The following is a 16,823-nucleotide window of genomic DNA, read 5'->3' on the forward strand; positions in this document are numbered from 1 at the left end:
AACAACTGTGGAACTAAAAGATAATAACTATGGAACGAACCACTCGTTGCAGTGAAAATTATTGAATGTCACATGGCAAAGAAGTAACCTTCATTCAGACCTTTTCCTTTATCAGACCGGTACGATAAGCAACGAGCAACTTCTTCAAGTCCTGTATTTGAGTTACCAATTCTTTTCCCTTATCGGTGTCTTTCACCATCATCCGTTGTGAATTGAATTCCAATACGAAATTGGTAGACTTGATATCCAGTCCCTCTTCGATAACTTTCTGACGAGACTGGAACGGTTCGTGCTGTACAAGCTGCATACCGTGAGAATGGTAGACAAGTGTATATCCGGCAATTCCCGTTTCCGGCTGATAGGCTTTGGAAAATCCTCCGTCGATAACGAATAGTTTGCCATTGGCCTTCATCGGCTGTTCTCCTTGAATAGTCTTCACAGGCACATGACCGTTTATTATATGCGAATGAGGGCCTAAAGCTCCAAACTCGGCCAGTATCTGATCACAAATATCCTCCCGATTGCGCAATGTATAATAATATCCTTTCTTCTCTTTATGCATTTCTTTGTCTTCCAGGAAATAGCGTTCAAAAGTAGCCATCTTATCCTTATCAAACAAAGGCGCATCCGGACCACACCACATATACCAGATATAATCCATCGCAAATTCCTTATCCTCCTCTCCCTCTTCGTCGAAGTAGGCGGTACGGATCAGTTGATCGGCCTTATCCAGAAGTTTGTGTCCCCAATACTCTTTTCCGCGTATCTTGACATGCTTAAAGCTACCGTCCTCATTCAAAGGCACGGAAGCGTGATAAAGAAGATTGGAGTTGGATACCAGATACATCCCGCCGTAAGTAAACAGGCAACGCATATGCTTCTTCAATTTCTCACTATTCATAAATGAATAATGAATCTTATCCACAAGCTCACGTTCTTCATCCGTCAAGCGGTAAGGATTGGCGGGATCTACCGTCGGAAAGTTCGTGTCACGAAGGGCATACTCCTTACCTTCGTAGACAAAGACACCACGCTCAAAATCTATCTTCTCCAACAATTTACGATTTGCCATTCCAAACTCCGGACGGCGGTCGATGATCTCAGCTTCCAGCTTAAACTGGATAATAGTGATCGCCTTGTGCATCTGAGTAATCAAGCGCAACGTTTTCTCATTATAATGAGTATCGGCAAAATTCATTTTCGGCATGAAAATGGTGCAAGGATCATCGGCGTAAGTATCCATAGCAAAGGTAGCAAGCGGCAGCAGATTGATTCCGTAACCGTCTTCAAGTGTAGCCAGATTACCATATCGCATAGACATACGTATCACATTGGCTATACAACTGTCATTGCCGGAGGCGGCGCCCATCCACAGAATATCGTGATTGCCCCATTGAATATCAAAATTATGATAATTGCACAAGGTATCCATAATGATATGCGCTCCCGGTCCGCGATCGTAGATGTCGCCTACGATATGAAGTGAATCGATTGTCAAACGCTGAATCAGATTACACATGGCAATGATAAAATCATCGGCACGCTTTGTCGTGATAATCGTACTGATAATCACATTGATATAGGCATGCTTGTTCGGTTCGATAGATGACTCGTGCAACAATTCCTGTATGATATACGAGAATTCGGCAGGCAATGATTTACGTACCTTGGAACGGGTATACTTGGAAGATACGTTCTGACAGACTTTTACTAACTGGTTCAGAGTGATCAGATACCAATCGTCCAAATCCTTCTCACGGGCCTTCACCAGTTGAAGTTTTTCTTCGGGATAGTAAATCAACGTACAGATCTCTTTTTTCTCGGCCTCGCGAAGCGTATTGCCGAATATCTCATTTACCTTACGTTTTACTGCACCGGAAGCATTCTTCAGCACATGTTGGAAAGCTTCATATTCACCATGTACATCTGTCAGGAAATGCTCCGTCCCTTTAGGTAGATTCAAGATAGCCTCCAGATTGATTATTTCCGTACTTGCATCGGCAATAGTAGGAAAACTTCGGGAAAGCAGTTGCAGATAACGCAGATCGTTCACAATGCTTTCAGGAGTTATGTTACTTTGAGCAGTCATTTCTATTTAATTACAAATTACTAAAATCAAATTACCATTTATCGGCTCACAATCCATTGTTCTAATCTCCAAACTTACGTTTTTTGATTATTCGCGATAAATATAATACTTTTTTATTTATCCGGTTATTATTTTTTATTCAAAGTTTCATTTTTCAGCCCAAGAAGAACATCAGAAGTACTTGTGCGATAATCACCCGCAGGAACATACAGAGCGGATATACCGTTGCATAAGCCACAGAAGGGTTATCACCGGGTATTGTATCATTAGCGTAATTCAACGCCATCGGATTAGCCATACTTCCACACAACATACCGGATACCGTACCAAAATCGATCTTCATCATTTTGAAGGCGACAAAACCTACCAATACTGTCGGAATGATAGTCAGCCCGGCTCCCAAAGCAATCCACAGCAGACCTTCCGGACGGAATACGGTGTCGAAAAAGTGAGCTCCGGCATCCAATCCCAGACAGGCGAGATACAGGGAAAGCCCTAAGGCACGCAACATCAGATTCGCACTGCGGGTAGTGTAGGTTATCATGTGTATCCGTGGTCCGAATGTCCCCAAAAGAATGCCAACAATAATCGGTCCACCGGCCAGTCCCAGTTTCACGGGAGTACTGACACCCGGTATTGAAAAGGGAATAGCTCCCAATGCCAATCCCAATACAATTCCGATGAATATAACAACCAGATTGGGTTCTTTCAAGCTTTTAATGGCATTACCCAATACTTTTTCCACATTCAGAATGGCAGCTTTCTCCCCTACTACTGTCAGCCGGTCGCCCAACTGGAGTATCAACTCCGGAGTAGCGAGCAGTTGCACCCCCGAACGATAGACACGGCTGATATTGATACCGTAATGATTTCTCAATCGGAGTGATCCCAGCTTCTTTCCATTCAGTTCGGGACGAGTGACGACGATACGCTGTGAAACCAGTTCGCTGTCAATCGCATTCCAGTCAATGTCCTCTTTGTTCCAATCCGTATTTTCCTGTTCACCGAAAAGTACAGTCAACGCCAAAGCATCTTTCTCCGCAGTGATAACCAACAGACGGTCTCCCTCTTTCAGCACCTTGTCGGAAGTCGGAATGCTGACGTGTCCGTCCCGCCATAAGCGGGAGATGACAAACTTCGGGTAGCTCATATGTGCTATGTCTTTAATGCTCTTATTGAAAATAGCAGGATTGTGTACTTGAAACGCTGCAATATAAGTTTTGTTCGCATCATCTTTCTCTTTTATTTCCAAATCTTCTTTGCGAACCAATGCTTTACGGATTAACAAGACGGCAAGTATCACACCGACGACTCCCATCGGATAGGCTACCGCACATCCCAAAGCAGGTGTGCTACTCTCCAGCCCCATCTGTTTCAGAGTTTGCTGAGCAGCTCCCAACGCCGGAGTGTTCGTTGTCGCTCCACAAAGGATACCGACCATATCGGGAAGTGAGACACCTGTGGCATAGCTGGCTACAACCGTCAACAATGTTCCCAACAGGACGACTCCCAATGCCAGCATATTCAGCGTTACTCCTCCTTTACGGAAAGAACTGAAGAAACCGGGACCGACCTGTAAACCTAAAGAATAAACGAAAATCACCAAACCGAAACTTTCCGCATAATTCAACATCTGAGGATCTACCGAAAGTCCGAGATGTCCGGCAAGGATACCTGTAAAAAAAACAAAAGTGACTCCTAAGGATACCCCCCAGAAATGCACTCTTCCCAAGCCCAAACCTACCGCAGAAATCAACGATAACACCACAACCGCCTGTAAGGCAGAATGTTCGAGAAACAGACTATATAACCACTCCATGTATTTTCAAACTAATAGGGCGCAAAGATAAAAACTATTTAGTCCCATTCAAAACTTTTATGCTTTCATTTTACGCCCTACTCATGCCTCGTGCTGATATTCTTTATATCATCTTTCTTATCTTCCTTGATATTCCACGAAATTATTCCGCCCATCCAGATAGCCACTCAACCTGTTGCCTCCAATATATACGTCGTCCAGATAGGAAACATCATTGGGCCCATACGACATACGGATGGAAGTCTGCGCGAAATTTTCCCAACTCCAACGGAACTTATATTCAAATTCTTCCACATATCCGTCCGGATATTCCACCCGTATGTAATCTATTCCTGTACGATCTAAAAAGAAATCCAGTTCCTGACGGCAGTAGTTGTTGTCTATATCCCGATAAAAACTGACCCAGGTGCGGCTACACAAATCGGCCGAACGGTTGTAATAACCCGGTCCGTTATTATCATCATCGTAGAAACTGTCTATCTCCACTTCGCAAGAAGTAAGACCGACCATCAATACAGCCATCAAAGCCAGACCTAAATATCTAAATGTGTTCGTTTTCATATTCCTTTATTTTTAATGGTTCGTTTATTAATATTTATCATTTATCTTTCGATATGACAAAAGTATAGAATGAATTTTCCCCTTGAAACTGAAAAATCCTACTTTTCGGGAGGAAATTACCTACTTATAGGGGCAAATCCCCACGCTTAAGATTTAATGGTATAATACCGTGAACAGCTCATTCCAAGCACCCAAAATCTTAATAAAAATAGAATATAAGAAGTAAACATTTAATCAATGTTATAAAACATCCGTTTTTTCTTGTATTATTTGCAGATACCACAAAAGTCCGTATATTTGCAATGTGTTTTTCATAGTATTAGATTTAAGGTTAACAAAAGATTGGCTGTCTGGGATAGATAGCCTTTTTTTATACACCTACATTATCTCCCCTCTTTTATTCAATAAATCCAATGCATCTTTTACTTATAGCGGCATTTTATGAACGTTTCTGAATAGAAATGAAACAGGCTCTAAAAAACTTCGAAAAAATTATTTCGTTTAACATTTGAAACATAGAGGGTTATCTCCATTATTGAAAAACAAGTAAAAAAAATCTTGCTAAAAGATTTGCATAGTCAAAAACTTCCCCCTATCTTTGCACCGCATTTGAGAGAGAATGCGGGTTCAAGGAAGTTTGGGTGAGTGGCTGAAACCACCAGTTTGCTAAACTGACGTACTCGTAAGGGTACCGGGGGTTCGAATCCCCCAGCTTCCGCAAAATCTCAAAATAAAAAGAGCTAAGTATTTTAAGACTTAGCTCTTTTTAAATCAATCAAAATCCGGTGGGTTCGTCTAACGGTTAGGACACATGCCTCTCACGCATGTAATACGAGTTCGATTCTCGTACCCACTACACAACGAGGAAATGAATCAATTCATTTCCTCGTTTAATTTATACACCTCAAAGAAAGATTCTTTATCAATCCTCAACCTAATTCTCTCTTCCCGTTTCTGTCCTGCCAGATTCAAGAACAAATTGAAATATAACTGACTGAAAGAAAGACCGGAACGGTTATAAGTAATATCAAATGTCCAAGTCCTACGGAAAGAGTCAAAAGCAGCAAATGGCTGCTCACCACCTTTACACATAAACACTTCAGGAAAGGACGCAGGCGGATAAGGTTGAAATAAGCCAGCCAATTGCACATAAATGTAATCAATCATCCATTCATCTCCTGCCAAAGCAAGCTCTCCTTTTAAACGGAGTTTAACCGCATACGCAGCAGTTACATCAGGAGAAGTATAAACAGGTATCTGGCTCTCCGACGGATAGTCACCATTCTTATATCCCAGACTCATTGTCAATCCCGATTTACCGATTCCGTTAAATCCGTCAGCTTCCTGTCTCGCCAACTGATTCTTCAGATCAATCATAAACGTCAGTTTGCCAAGAGTAGGATCTCCCGGATACTGCGCCAGCGTATCCAGCACATAATCCTCCTCATTATAACTCCCGGCTACCAATTCTCCCTTTCCATCTTCCAGAGCGACACCACCCCTTTCAATATCTACATTGCCTACCGGATAATAAATCGCATCATCATCCTTCGCACAGCCACAAACGCATAGCAGCAATACTGCCAATCCTATTATCTTATTCATAATCTTTTCTATATCTTGATTTAATAACAAATATACATCTTTTTTGTGCTGCAATTGATTTATATCAACCGTTTTTAGTATTTTTGCACACACCAAAACAAAAAAGACATGGATACATTGTTAAGAGAAACTGTAAATGCCGTTGTAAATTCCCGCTTTCCGGAAATGAGTATAGAGGGAAGACGGCAGATAGAAAGTATACTGATCCGTGAAGAGTTTCCCAAAGGAGCCATTGCACTGAATGAGGGAGAGGTCGCTCACGAGATTGTATTCGTCGGTAAAGGTATGCTCAGACAATACTACTACAAAAACGGGAAAGACGTTACCGAGCATTTCTCTTACGAAGGATGTATCGTGATGTGCATTGAAAGCTTCTTGAAGCAAGTACCTACCCGGCTTATAGTGGAGACACTGGAACCTTCCATTATCTACCTTTTCCCCCGCGACATGATACAGAAGCTGGCGAGAGAAAATTGGGAAATCAATATGTTCTATCAGAAAATATTGGAATACTCTTTAATTGTATCACAAGTCAAAGCTGATTCCTGGCGCTTTGAATCCGCCCGCGAACGCTATAATCTCCTGCTCGAAACGCATCCGGAAATCATCAAACGCGCTCCTTTGGCATACATAGCCTCTTACCTGCTGATGACACCGGAGACCTTGAGCCGCGTACGCTCCGGAGTTTTGTAAACACATTATCGGTTCTTCCGATATTCTTTGGGAGACATCCCCGTATAATGCTTAAAATATTTCCCGAAGAAGGACTGGTTGGCAAAGTTCAAGCGGTCGGCTATCTCCTGTATATTCATGCTTGAGGAGTTCAGAAGTGCTTTTGCTTCCAAAATCACAAACTCATCGATCCACTCGCCTACGGTCTTTCCGCTCACCTCCTTCACAACTCCGGAAAGATGTTTCGGTGTCAGACACAGCTGGTCAGCATAAAACTTCACACTACGTTCTGATTGATAAGATTCTACCAGCGTTTCATAGAAACGTTCAAAGATATATTCTTTCCGGCTTTTCGACTTCACCGAAGCAGTGGCTGCAGGCGCATGATTGTTAAAGATATTGCACAGTTCAAAAAAGAAACCCTGCATCAGTCCGAGCACGACCTCCCTGCGATACAGATCCCCTTTACTCCTCAACCTCTTTCTGATAAACGTATGATATTCCTGCACCGTGCGCTGCTCGTTCGGAGTCAGGCTAAAACAAGGATAATCTTTCAGATAGAAAAACAATGCAAGCAAATTACCTACTTTAGGCAATGTCTCCAGCAAACTCTTGGATACCGCAAAGAAGATTCCCTTGAAGCCGGGACTAAACTGCCGGTGTTCTACAATCTGGCTCGGCAGGGCTATCACCATCCCTCCCGAAGATAATTGAAAATCCTGCAGATTAATATTAAAAGTACCCTCACCTTCCAGGCAAAGTCCTATTGTCAATACCTCCAACTTGCTGGGACCGCCATATAAGGAAATAACGCTCTCCGAATCGAAGAGCGCTATATCATTATCAATGACATCAATGCTATCAACATCTATATGCTTAGAATGAACTACTGAAGAAATACCTACTTTAGGAACATTTTGAATATCCATACTCTCTCTTTTTGCGACAAATATACCAGCAATAAATCAGATATACAAGTCAAAACAGAGTATCACCAGACAAAATGAACATTTTTGGCTACTTATTGACCACCCCGAACAGATATTCAGCGTCACGCCGGGCAGCAGGAACAGTCCACTTCTCCGGAATGAATTTCCACTGATTCAACGCTTTCGGATTCATTCCCCCCTTCTCCTCGATGTAATTCATCAGGTAAAAACGAAGATCCTTATCAGTAGAGAAAATGATACGGTCTTTCAATTTCTCTTGAGGAATGCCCGAACCTTTTGTCAACAATTCACCGCCACCATTACCACGATAAGAATTCAACGCCACTTTATAAATCTTATTTATATCGAAAGGAGAGCCATCTGCCATACTGACAATCGTAATCTTCTCCCCTTTCGGTTTAGTAACATCCACCGTATAGATTATGCCGGAAGCCGAATCAAAGTTAAAACTGAAATTCTGGAAAGAAGCCCTGTCCTCCGCACCATCCCGACGTTTTTCCTTGAACCACAGCAAATGGTCGTCCGGTGATTTCATCCGGTTAGTCCACATGAAATAAGACATCTCCAGAAAATCCTTGATTTCTTTACCGGACAAAGTCATCACGTACAGCATATTTTCATACTTATATAAGTTGAACATATCACTGACGAACACATCCCCTTTCTTAATTTCCGCATCGAATGAAAGCGGCGCTGCAAAAGAAATGTCGGCTCCCGTAATATCGAGCTGCAAAGTATGTATCAGATCGATGAAAGCGGAAGGACCAAAGAAAGAAGGATGCGTAGAGATATCCTCAGTAAACGTACCGATTTTCTTGGACACAAACTTCCGCACAGCCTCATACTGCGGAGCGAAACGTTTCATAAAATCCTCGCTGACACCATACTCCTTTGTCTCCGTCAATACCCCTTGAATATCCTTGCTCAGTACCTTGCCATCCTTCAACTTCAAAGTGATGTCGACATTGGACAGCACCACTCCATTGCTTGCCGGATCAATAACCAACACCGAATCTCCGGCAACATTCATCACCTTCTTACATTCGCGGGCATGATCATGTCCCATCAATACCACATCGAATCCCGGAATATTCTTTGCCACATTCAGAGACGCATTTTCATTATATTTACCGGACATCTTAAACGCATCCTGTCCGGCATGGAACAACCCGATTACCACATCCGGATTCTCCTTTGCACGGATTATCTTCATCCATTTGCGAGCCGTCTCCTCCATATCGTCAAAACGAAGCCCTCTCCACAGATTTTCCGAAAGCCAGGCAGGAATGGCCGGTGTTATCATCCCCAAAACGACGATCTTCACCCCGTCCCGTTCCAACACTTTATAAGGAGGAAGATGAGGTTTCCCCGTAGACGTATCAATGATATTGGCTCCCAGTACGGGAAAGTCACAGGTTCCAATCCAGCGGTCGAATACGGCACGTCCAGTTTCCACATCATGATTCCCCATATTGCCCGCATCATATTTCATATAATTCATCATCTCGGCGCAGAGATGCGGAGACACGGTATCTATATAATTATAATAATAAGCGGTAGGTTGTCCTTGCAGAATATCCCCATTATCCAGCAATATCAGATTATCCTTATACTCCCGGCGTTCCTTTTCAACAAACGAGTATATCCGGGCCAGACTCCCTTTCCATTCCTGACGGGTTATAAAATTGTAAGGGTAATAATTTCCGTGTACATCACTTGTCTGTACAATCTTCAGCTTCACCACCTTTTCCTGTGCCGCAACGGACAGCGCCAGACAGAAAAGCCAAGCATAAATCAATGTTATTCGTTTCATTCTTTTTCTATTTTTAGAGGATGCGAGAATACGAACCGTGCCCCGCCTGTATAGTCGGGATCAATCCATATAGCTCCCTTCCATTTAGATACGATCAATTTACAGATAGACAACCCCAATCCGGTTCCCTGAGCATACTCATTCAGTTTCTCAAAGCGTTCGAACACGAGTTTCTGTTTTTCTTTCGGGATACCGCATCCGGTGTCAGTCACTGAAAAAACCGCCATTCCCGTTTTTTCATCGACAGAAAAGTCCAATGTAATCTTCCCCTTTTTCGTAAATTTATCAGCATTCGACAAGAGATTGATAATCACTTGCTGCATACGCTGTATATCCGTCTCCATCCGGTACGTCTCAAAAGAAGTGGTAAACAAAAACTGATTATCCGAAGATTGCCGTGAAAAACTAACGGAAGCAACCACCTGCCGACACAGTTGTACGATATCGCACTCCTCCCAAGTCAGCGTCACCCGGTTAGCCTCCAGTCGCGAAAGGTCAAGAATATCATTAATCAGGCGAAGCAGTAAATCTGAATTAGCCTTGATAATCTGAAAATAGGACTGACGTTCCTCCTCCGTGCTTCCTTCCACAGCCAACACATCCGAGAATCCGACAATTGAGTTCAGCGGTGTACGTATCTCATGACTCATGTTCGCCAGGAAAGCACTTTTCAGACGGTTGGACTCTTCCGCCCTGTCTTTCGCCACACGCAAGTCTTTGTCCGATTTCAACAGTTCGTCTTTCAACCGTTTCGTACGGAAATAATAAAAGAGAGAGATAAACAGCCCCAACACCAATACAACAAACAAAGCGCAAGCAAACCATATCTGATACGTATACTGCTGATAGAATGAAACCGGCTGATTGATAAGCTCCACGCCAAAAGGCAAAGCCTTCGGATCCAGCCCCCACTCTTTCGCTTTCCGGCTGTCCATCACAGCCTTGGATTCAATAATCTGCAGATGTTTTTCCGTGCTGCCGGACTGATTATCCATCCGGACAGATTCCATAGCCATCTCTTCTCCCACTTTCCGATAATCGGGCAATACACCTCCTATCGCCCAATGCCCCAAGCTCACCGATGAAGGCGTAAAGGTAGGAATGGCAGGAGCCGCTTCCATCATCGCATACGTGGCGTTCCGCATAAAATACCCCTCATTCATGTCCACCCGCCAAGTACCCACCATGATAACAGTATGCTCCGGCAAATGCCGCAATTCCTCTACAATCGTATAAATGGTATGTTTTCTTCCGTCCAACAGAATAAGATCCAGATCGGGGAAATTTTTCATTTCCTTTCGCACCAACGCTTGCATCGTGACGCCGCCATACGTATTATCCGAGATAAAAGCAATATGTTTTGTTTCGGGATAGAACGCACGAATCATACGCACATTATCTCCTATATTATAATGATTGATAAATCCCGACTGCAATTCAGGAATATTCATATGATCTTCAAAGATATCTACAGATCCGGGCAACCAGCTATCCAAATTTCCGACGGTATCCTCCGGCAATATCACGACATTGCTGCTGACCAGACTACACATTACCGGAACTTTCACCCGCATCGAATCCCTCTGAGACAGATAAGCCGCCCACGCCTCCTGTCCTAACAATATAATTTGTGCCGGTTGCTGCTTTCCCCCCTGATATTTAGCAAGGATTTGTGTCATCATACCACTCCATAAAGGAGCTTCCGAGAAACTCTTGCAGTTCATATTCTCAATAATAATATCACGTTTCCCTCCCAGTTTGGTATATCCCTCCATATAATCGGAAATAGTAACTGAAGTCTGATGGGCAGCCGGATTATAGGAACAAATAATTAGAATAGGATTCATATCCTTAGAGGTTGCAAAGACCTCCATTGACAGGGATAGCCAAAGGAAGAAAGCAAAAAGACATCCTGAATATCTGGGCATAGTTATGCAGTTTTGATGTGCTTACTTATTTATTTAGGTTGCAAATATAGTAAAACTTGTCGGTTTTAACGGATTAATGTGTATTTTTGTCGCTCATTTATTCTCAAAAAATACAATTTATGGAATTATTTCACAAGATGATTTCCGAACTGTCAGGCATATCGGAAAAACAAATAAGCAGTACCCTCCACCTTCTGGGTGAAGGCGCTACGATTCCTTTCATCAGCCGCTACCGCAAAGAAGCTACAGGCGGGCTGGATGAAGTTCAGATAGAACAGATCAAAGAGCAACATGATAAGTTGTGCGACATAGCCAAACGGAAAGAGACTATTCTCGGCACCATCACCGAACAAGGAAAACTCACCGCCGAGCTGGAGAAACGTATCAACGACACCTGGAATCCGACAGAACTGGAGGATATCTACCTCCCCTACAAGCCCAAACGTAAGACACGTGCCGAAGCCGCCCGTCAGAAAGGGTTGGAGCCGCTTGCCACCCTACTGCTATTACAGAGGGAAAACAACCTGAGCGCCCGTGCCGCCTCATTCGTCAAGGGAGAGGTAAAAGATGTGGAAGACGCGTTGAAAGGGGCTCGCGATATCATAGCCGAGCAAGTGAACGAAGACGAACGTGCCCGTAACGCTGTCCGCAATCAATTCAGCCGCCAGGCGGAAATCAACGCTAAAGTAGTTAAAGGCAAAGAAGAAGAGGCCGCCAAATACCGGGACTATTTCGATTTTTCCGAACCTTTGAAACGCTGCACTTCCCATCGCCTGCTTGCCATCCGCCGTGCCGAAGCCGAAGGGCTGCTGAAAGTGTCCATCACTCCGGACGACGAGGCGTGCATCGAACGTCTGGAACGCCAATTCGTACGTGGTAACAATGAATGCAGCGAGCAAGTGAGCGAGGCTGCTATCGACGCCTACAAACGTCTGCTCAAACCTTCCATCGAAACGGAATTTGCCGCACAATCAAAAGAGAAAGCCGACGACGAAGCCATCCGCGTCTTCACGGAGAACCTCCGCCAGCTACTCCTTGCCGCCCCATTGGGACAGAAGCGGGTACTCGCCATCGATCCCGGTTTCCGTACCGGTTGCAAGGTTGTTTGTCTCGACGCTCAAGGTAATCTGCTGCATAATGAAAACATTTATCCGCATCCTCCGGTCGGCAAGACCGGTGAAGCCGCTTCGAAACTCCGTAAGATGGTCGAAGCCTACCAGATCGAAGCTATCTCCATCGGCAACGGAACGGCCAGCCGCGAAACGGAGGACTTTATCAACCAACAGACATTCGACCGTCAGATTCCTGTATTTGTAGTCAGCGAACAGGGGGCTTCCATCTATTCGGCTTCCAAGATCGCCCGCGACGAATTTCCTGACTACGATGTGACGGTCAGAGGTGCCGTTTCCATCGGCCGCCGTCTGATGGATCCATTGGCGGAATTAGTCAAGATAGATCCCAAGTCCATCGGAGTAGGTCAGTATCAGCATGATGTAGACCAGACAAAATTAAAGAAAGCGCTCGACCAGACCGTAGAGAATTGCGTAAACCTCGTAGGAGTGAACCTGAATACAGCCAGTAGCCATCTGTTGACTTACATTTCCGGATTAGGTCCTCAACTGGCGCAAAATATCGTCAATTATCGTGCCGAGAATGGAGCCTTCAACTCCCGCAAAGAACTGATGAAAGTTCCGCGTATGGGCGCCAAAGCTTTCGAGCAGTGTGCCGGATTCCTCCGTATTCCCGGAGCAAAGAATCCGCTCGACAATACGGCCGTGCATCCGGAAAGTTACCATATTGTGGAACAGATGGCAAAGGATCTGAAATGTACTGTCAATGAGCTGATAGCCGACAAGGACCTCCGCCGGAAAATCAATATCTCCGATTACGTCACTCCCGTCGTTGGCCTGCCTACCTTACAGGATATTATGCAGGAACTCGAAAAGCCCGGACGCGACCCGCGAAAAGCCATCAAAGTATTTGAATTCGACAAGAATGTACGTACCATAGCCGATTTACGCGAAGGTATGATTCTTCCGGGCATTGTAGGAAACATCACCAATTTCGGAGCTTTCGTCGATATAGGTATCAAGGAGAACGGTCTTGTACACCTCTCCCAATTGGCGGAACGTTACATTTCCGATCCTACGGAAATCGTTTCCATCCACCAGCACGTCATGGTCAGAGTGATGAACGTAGATACCGACCGCAAACGGATTCAGCTTAGCATGATCGGTGTACCGCAAGACTGATCGCCGTTCTTTTCTCACCCCACCAGATAATAAGAACAGTAAACAGAATCATCAGTACCGTGCAAATGAGCGAGCCTTCAAAACCGAAGGCTCCGCCATTCAGCACATTATTTTCGGGCATATTCAGTTTCAGCATAGTAAACACAAAATTGTTGCCGCTCACCTGATAGCCCAGAACCGGACCTTGTATCCAATTCCAGAAAAGATGGAGGGAAATCGGGAAACAAAGGTTCCGCGTATATAAATAAGAAGCACCCAGCAACATGCCTGCCAACAAAAGGTTGATCATCGGCAAGGCATTTATTTCAGGATTAAAAATATGCAGGAATGCGAATAACGATGCCGAGATAAACAGGGAAAGGAATTTATTCAGACGAGTATGTAATAAACGTCCCAATATATAGCCACGCATCAGAATCTCTTCAAACACTGCGACAAGCAGGAAAAACACCCACGCCCCCGCTAAATCCCAAGCCTTGAACTGAAAACCGACTACTTCCACTTCGCCCATAGCCAACGACAGACCGAAGCCTACCACATACAACAGGACAGCCATCAGAAACCCGTACCACAACCCTTTCGTATGTCCTCTGACGGACAGCCCCAAGTCAGAGAACGGACGGCGTTCAAAACGTAACATGATAGCGGCGGCAGTGAGAACAGCCAGCAGCATACTGCTTTCCAGCAAAATATACCCCACCAATCCCGGATGACGGGCTTCCACTCCAAGCACCATCGACAAGAATCCTCTCGCCAGCGTGCCGTACAATCCCATAAATATGAAAAATATTCCTATAAACAGTGGGATACACGCCCATACAGGAAGTCTCTTAGGTTCTTTTTTCTCCACAATATCTTCTGCCGTCATTTTACAATTTGTTAATCCAACTGCAAAATTAGATATAAAACATAAAAAAACATCATATAATTTCGTTTTTTCCTATATTTGTCAGAACAAATTCGCATGATTATGAAAATTAAACTACTATTGATAAGCTTTTTATTGGCAGCCAACGCTTTAGGAGCAGTAGCACAAGTGAGTAAAACTTATTATGTAAGCAAACCCGGCACACTTATTTCCATGATGACGGAGGATGAAGCCAACGCCGTCACCCATCTCACCCTGACCGGTAAGCTGAATGCAGAAGACTTCCGACATCTGCGTGACGAATTCGCCAGTCTGAAAGTACTGGACATCTCGAATGCCGAGATCAAGATGTACAGCGGCAAGGCGGGCACTTACCCCAACGGAAAGTTCTACATTTATATGCCGAATTTCATTCCCGCATACGCATTCTCAAATGTTGTAGACGGAGTAACCAAAGGCAAGAAGACGCTGGAGAAGATAATACTTTCGGAAAAAACCAAAAACATAGAGGATGCAGCCTTCAAAGGTTGCGAAAACTTGAGAATCTGTCAGATTCGCAAAAAGACAGCTCCCAATCTGTTGCCGGAAGCGTTGGCGGACAGCGTTACCGCCATCTTCGTACCTCTAGGCAGCAGCGATTCTTACCGTAATAAGGACAGATGGCAGAACTTCGCTTTCATCGAGGGTGAACCGGTAGAAGCAACCTTGCAAGTGGGACTGATGGGCAAATTGGAAGAAGAGATTCTGAAAGCCGGATTACAACCTAGAGACATCAATTTCCTGACTGTAGAAGGCAAACTGGACAACGCCGATTTCAAACTAATCCGCGACTATATGCCGAATCTGGTAGCGGTCGACATTTCAAAAACAAACGCAACGGCCATCCCCGACTTCACTTTCTCACAGAAGAAATACCTGCTGAAAATAAAACTGCCCCGCAATCTGAAATCTATCGGTCAACGTGTATTCAGTAATTGCGGCCGTCTGTGCGGCACATTGGAACTTCCCGCCGGTGTGACGGCTATTGAGTTCGGCGCATTTATGGGATGCGACAATCTTCGCTATGTAGTGGCTACCGGAGATAAGATTACGACCGTCGGAGACAGTTTGTTTGGCGAAGGAGTGCCGAGCAAGTTGATTTATAAGAAATAAATGATTCTAACAACGATAATGGCGGTATCTCTCATGGGGATACCCGTCGCTGACGAGCCCAAAGACTCGGTGATGCGGAAAGAGGCAGACGCGTTCATGGCACGGATGAGTCCGACGCTGCAGCCCACACAGCGTGACGCTATATTTACAGCTATCAACGGAAATACGAAGAAGTTGGAAAATGTAAGAAATGCGCGTAATGGCAAACCTACTTATCCCGCAAATGTAAAAGTGACAGAGCCCGCCGGTAATCTGAGGCTTTACACCCCTACCACTTCCACCAACAATACATTGCTTATCTATCTGCATGGCGGAGGATGGACAATCGGCAGTTTGAACAGTTGTGCCCGGTTTTGCAGCGAAGTCTGTTCGAGAAGCGGCATAAGTGTCCTCGCTGTTGACTATCGTTTATCCCCCGAACACCCTTATCCGACACCGCTTGACGATTGTGAGGAAGCGATCAGCTTTGCAATAAAGAATGCAGCCCGTTGGGGATGTTCTCCCAACCGGATTATGGTAGGCGGTGATAGTTCCGGCGGCAATCTCGCCATTTCTTCCACATTGAGAATGAACGAAGGGGATATAGCGGGGCTTTTGCTTTTCTATCCCGTTGTGAAGGCATGGAATGACCATACCCCTTCATGGCAGAAGTACGACAAGGGATTCGGGCTGGACGGAGATTTAATGGAGGCGTTCAACCAAAGTTATGAGTCATCACCCGATAGGATACACAATCCGGAAATATCCCCCATGTCGGCCACAGACAAAACCTTGAAAAAACTACCTCGTACACTCCTTATCGCAGCCGGACGAGATATCCTGGCTTGCCAAGGGAAAGAGTTTATCGACCGTATCACTTCTCTTGGCGTGAATGCTACCCGACTCGAATTTCCCTCGGCAGTGCATTTGTTTATCACTGTGTCCGGTCAAGAAACAGCTTTCAATGAAGCGGTGAAGCATACAGTGGAATTTCTTGGCAAATAAAAAGTAATCAAAACTCAACTATGGAGATAAAAACAGCTGTTTTCTTACAAAATAACAAATAAACGAATAAATAAGTGGCTTTAAAAATGCCACTTTCATCCGTTTTCCGTATATTTGCTTCGATATGAAT

General features: G+C 44.5%; 12 protein-coding genes and 2 tRNA genes. 6 read left to right on the forward strand and 8 right to left on the reverse strand.

What is annotated here, in order from left to right; all coding sequences use genetic code 11:
• Window positions 1–94: 94 nt before the first annotated feature.
• The 3 genes from ACNOGP_RS16910 to ACNOGP_RS16920 form a co-directional block, all read right to left on the reverse strand.
• Window positions 95–2,089 (reverse strand): fructose-1,6-bisphosphatase, encoded by a 1,995-nt coding sequence (locus ACNOGP_RS16910; protein WP_418213276.1) that lies wholly within the window; start codon window positions 2,087–2,089, stop codon window positions 95–97.
• Window positions 2,090–2,243: 154 nt separating this feature from the next.
• Window positions 2,244–3,908 carry a putative transporter gene (locus ACNOGP_RS16915; RefSeq protein ID WP_007753920.1) on the reverse strand — a complete coding sequence of 555 codons (1,665 nt, stop codon included), beginning with the start codon at window positions 3,906–3,908 and terminating at the stop codon, window positions 2,244–2,246.
• A 117-nt stretch (window positions 3,909–4,025) separates the two neighbouring features.
• Window positions 4,026–4,469, reverse strand: a complete 444-nt coding sequence (locus ACNOGP_RS16920; protein WP_270540715.1) for a hypothetical protein — start codon at window positions 4,467–4,469, stop codon at window positions 4,026–4,028.
• A gap of 631 nt (window positions 4,470–5,100) precedes the next feature.
• Here ACNOGP_RS16920 and ACNOGP_RS16925 point away from each other — a divergent pair.
• Window positions 5,101–5,187, forward strand: a tRNA-Ser gene (locus ACNOGP_RS16925).
• A gap of 66 nt (window positions 5,188–5,253) precedes the next feature.
• A tRNA-Glu gene (locus ACNOGP_RS16930) sits at window positions 5,254–5,325 on the forward strand.
• A gap of 17 nt (window positions 5,326–5,342) precedes the next feature.
• Here the strand turns inward: ACNOGP_RS16930 and ACNOGP_RS16935 are convergent.
• A complete protein-coding gene (locus ACNOGP_RS16935; RefSeq protein ID WP_418213277.1) occupies window positions 5,343–6,167 on the reverse strand; it encodes a DUF3845 domain-containing protein in 825 nt (274 codons plus the stop codon).
• Window positions 6,168–6,182: 15 nt separating this feature from the next.
• Here ACNOGP_RS16935 and ACNOGP_RS16940 point away from each other — a divergent pair, with 15 nt between their 5' ends.
• A complete protein-coding gene (locus ACNOGP_RS16940) occupies window positions 6,183–6,767 on the forward strand; it encodes a Crp/Fnr family transcriptional regulator (protein ID WP_007759620.1) in 585 nt (194 codons plus the stop codon).
• A gap of 5 nt (window positions 6,768–6,772) precedes the next feature.
• On the opposite strand, the gene ACNOGP_RS16945 is transcribed toward ACNOGP_RS16940, so the two are convergent.
• From ACNOGP_RS16945 to ACNOGP_RS16955, 3 genes are all read right to left on the reverse strand, one after another.
• Complete coding sequence (locus ACNOGP_RS16945) at window positions 6,773–7,675, reverse strand: helix-turn-helix domain-containing protein (RefSeq protein WP_418213278.1); 903 nt, start codon at window positions 7,673–7,675, stop codon at window positions 6,773–6,775.
• A gap of 88 nt (window positions 7,676–7,763) precedes the next feature.
• Complete coding sequence (locus ACNOGP_RS16950; protein ID WP_418213279.1) at window positions 7,764–9,509, reverse strand: bifunctional metallophosphatase/5'-nucleotidase; 1,746 nt, start codon at window positions 9,507–9,509, stop codon at window positions 7,764–7,766.
• Window positions 9,506–11,437: a sensor histidine kinase gene (locus ACNOGP_RS16955; protein ID WP_272720887.1), complete on the reverse strand. Its 1,932-nt coding sequence runs from the start codon at window positions 11,435–11,437 to the stop codon at window positions 9,506–9,508. Before ACNOGP_RS16955 ends, ACNOGP_RS16950 begins: the two co-directional genes overlap by 4 nt.
• A 119-nt stretch (window positions 11,438–11,556) precedes the next feature.
• Between ACNOGP_RS16955 and ACNOGP_RS16960 the strand changes: the two genes are divergently transcribed.
• Entirely contained in the window at window positions 11,557–13,689 is a 2,133-nt protein-coding gene (locus ACNOGP_RS16960; protein ID WP_418213280.1) for a Tex family protein, read from the forward strand.
• On the opposite strand, the gene ACNOGP_RS16965 is transcribed toward ACNOGP_RS16960, so the two are convergent.
• Window positions 13,661–14,557, reverse strand: coding sequence for a CPBP family intramembrane glutamic endopeptidase (locus tag ACNOGP_RS16965; RefSeq protein WP_418213281.1), 897 nt, complete (start codon window positions 14,555–14,557; stop codon window positions 13,661–13,663). The two genes, ACNOGP_RS16960 and ACNOGP_RS16965, sit on opposite strands and share 29 nt — an antisense overlap.
• A gap of 102 nt (window positions 14,558–14,659) precedes the next feature.
• Here ACNOGP_RS16965 and ACNOGP_RS16970 point away from each other — a divergent pair, with 102 nt between their 5' ends.
• Window positions 14,660–15,709, forward strand: a complete 1,050-nt coding sequence (locus ACNOGP_RS16970) for a leucine-rich repeat protein (RefSeq protein ID WP_195533569.1) — start codon at window positions 14,660–14,662, stop codon at window positions 15,707–15,709.
• Entirely contained in the window at window positions 15,710–16,693 is a 984-nt protein-coding gene (locus ACNOGP_RS16975; RefSeq protein WP_418213282.1) for an alpha/beta hydrolase, read from the forward strand. It abuts the gene before it with no gap.
• The last annotated feature ends 130 nt before the right edge of the window (window positions 16,694–16,823 follow it).

The organism is Bacteroides difficilis (assembly GCF_048319815.1).
GTDB classification, from domain to species: domain Bacteria; phylum Bacteroidota; class Bacteroidia; order Bacteroidales; family Bacteroidaceae; genus Bacteroides; species Bacteroides zhangwenhongii.

Bases quoted from the DNA above. Each gene is read 5' to 3' on its own strand.
- ACNOGP_RS16910 (WP_418213276.1), bottom strand. From the start codon at position 2,089: ATGACTGCTCAAAGTAACATAACTCCTGAAAGCATTGTGAACGATCTG.
- ACNOGP_RS16915 (WP_007753920.1), bottom strand. From the start codon at position 3,908: ATGGAGTGGTTATATAGTCTGTTTCTCGAACATTCTGCCTTACAGGCG.
- ACNOGP_RS16920 (WP_270540715.1), bottom strand. From the start codon at position 4,469: ATGAAAACGAACACATTTAGATATTTAGGTCTGGCTTTGATGGCTGTA.
- ACNOGP_RS16940 (WP_007759620.1), top strand. From the start codon at position 6,183: ATGGATACATTGTTAAGAGAAACTGTAAATGCCGTTGTAAATTCCCGC.
- ACNOGP_RS16945 (WP_418213278.1), bottom strand. From the start codon at position 7,675: ATGGATATTCAAAATGTTCCTAAAGTAGGTATTTCTTCAGTAGTTCAT.
- ACNOGP_RS16950 (WP_418213279.1), bottom strand. From the start codon at position 9,509: ATGAAACGAATAACATTGATTTATGCTTGGCTTTTCTGTCTGGCGCTG.
- ACNOGP_RS16955 (WP_272720887.1), bottom strand. From the start codon at position 11,437: ATGCCCAGATATTCAGGATGTCTTTTTGCTTTCTTCCTTTGGCTATCC.
- ACNOGP_RS16960 (WP_418213280.1), top strand. From the start codon at position 11,557: ATGGAATTATTTCACAAGATGATTTCCGAACTGTCAGGCATATCGGAA.
- ACNOGP_RS16965 (WP_418213281.1), bottom strand. From the start codon at position 14,557: ATGACGGCAGAAGATATTGTGGAGAAAAAAGAACCTAAGAGACTTCCT.
- ACNOGP_RS16970 (WP_195533569.1), top strand. From the start codon at position 14,660: ATGAAAATTAAACTACTATTGATAAGCTTTTTATTGGCAGCCAACGCT.
- ACNOGP_RS16975 (WP_418213282.1), top strand. From the start codon at position 15,710: ATGATTCTAACAACGATAATGGCGGTATCTCTCATGGGGATACCCGTC.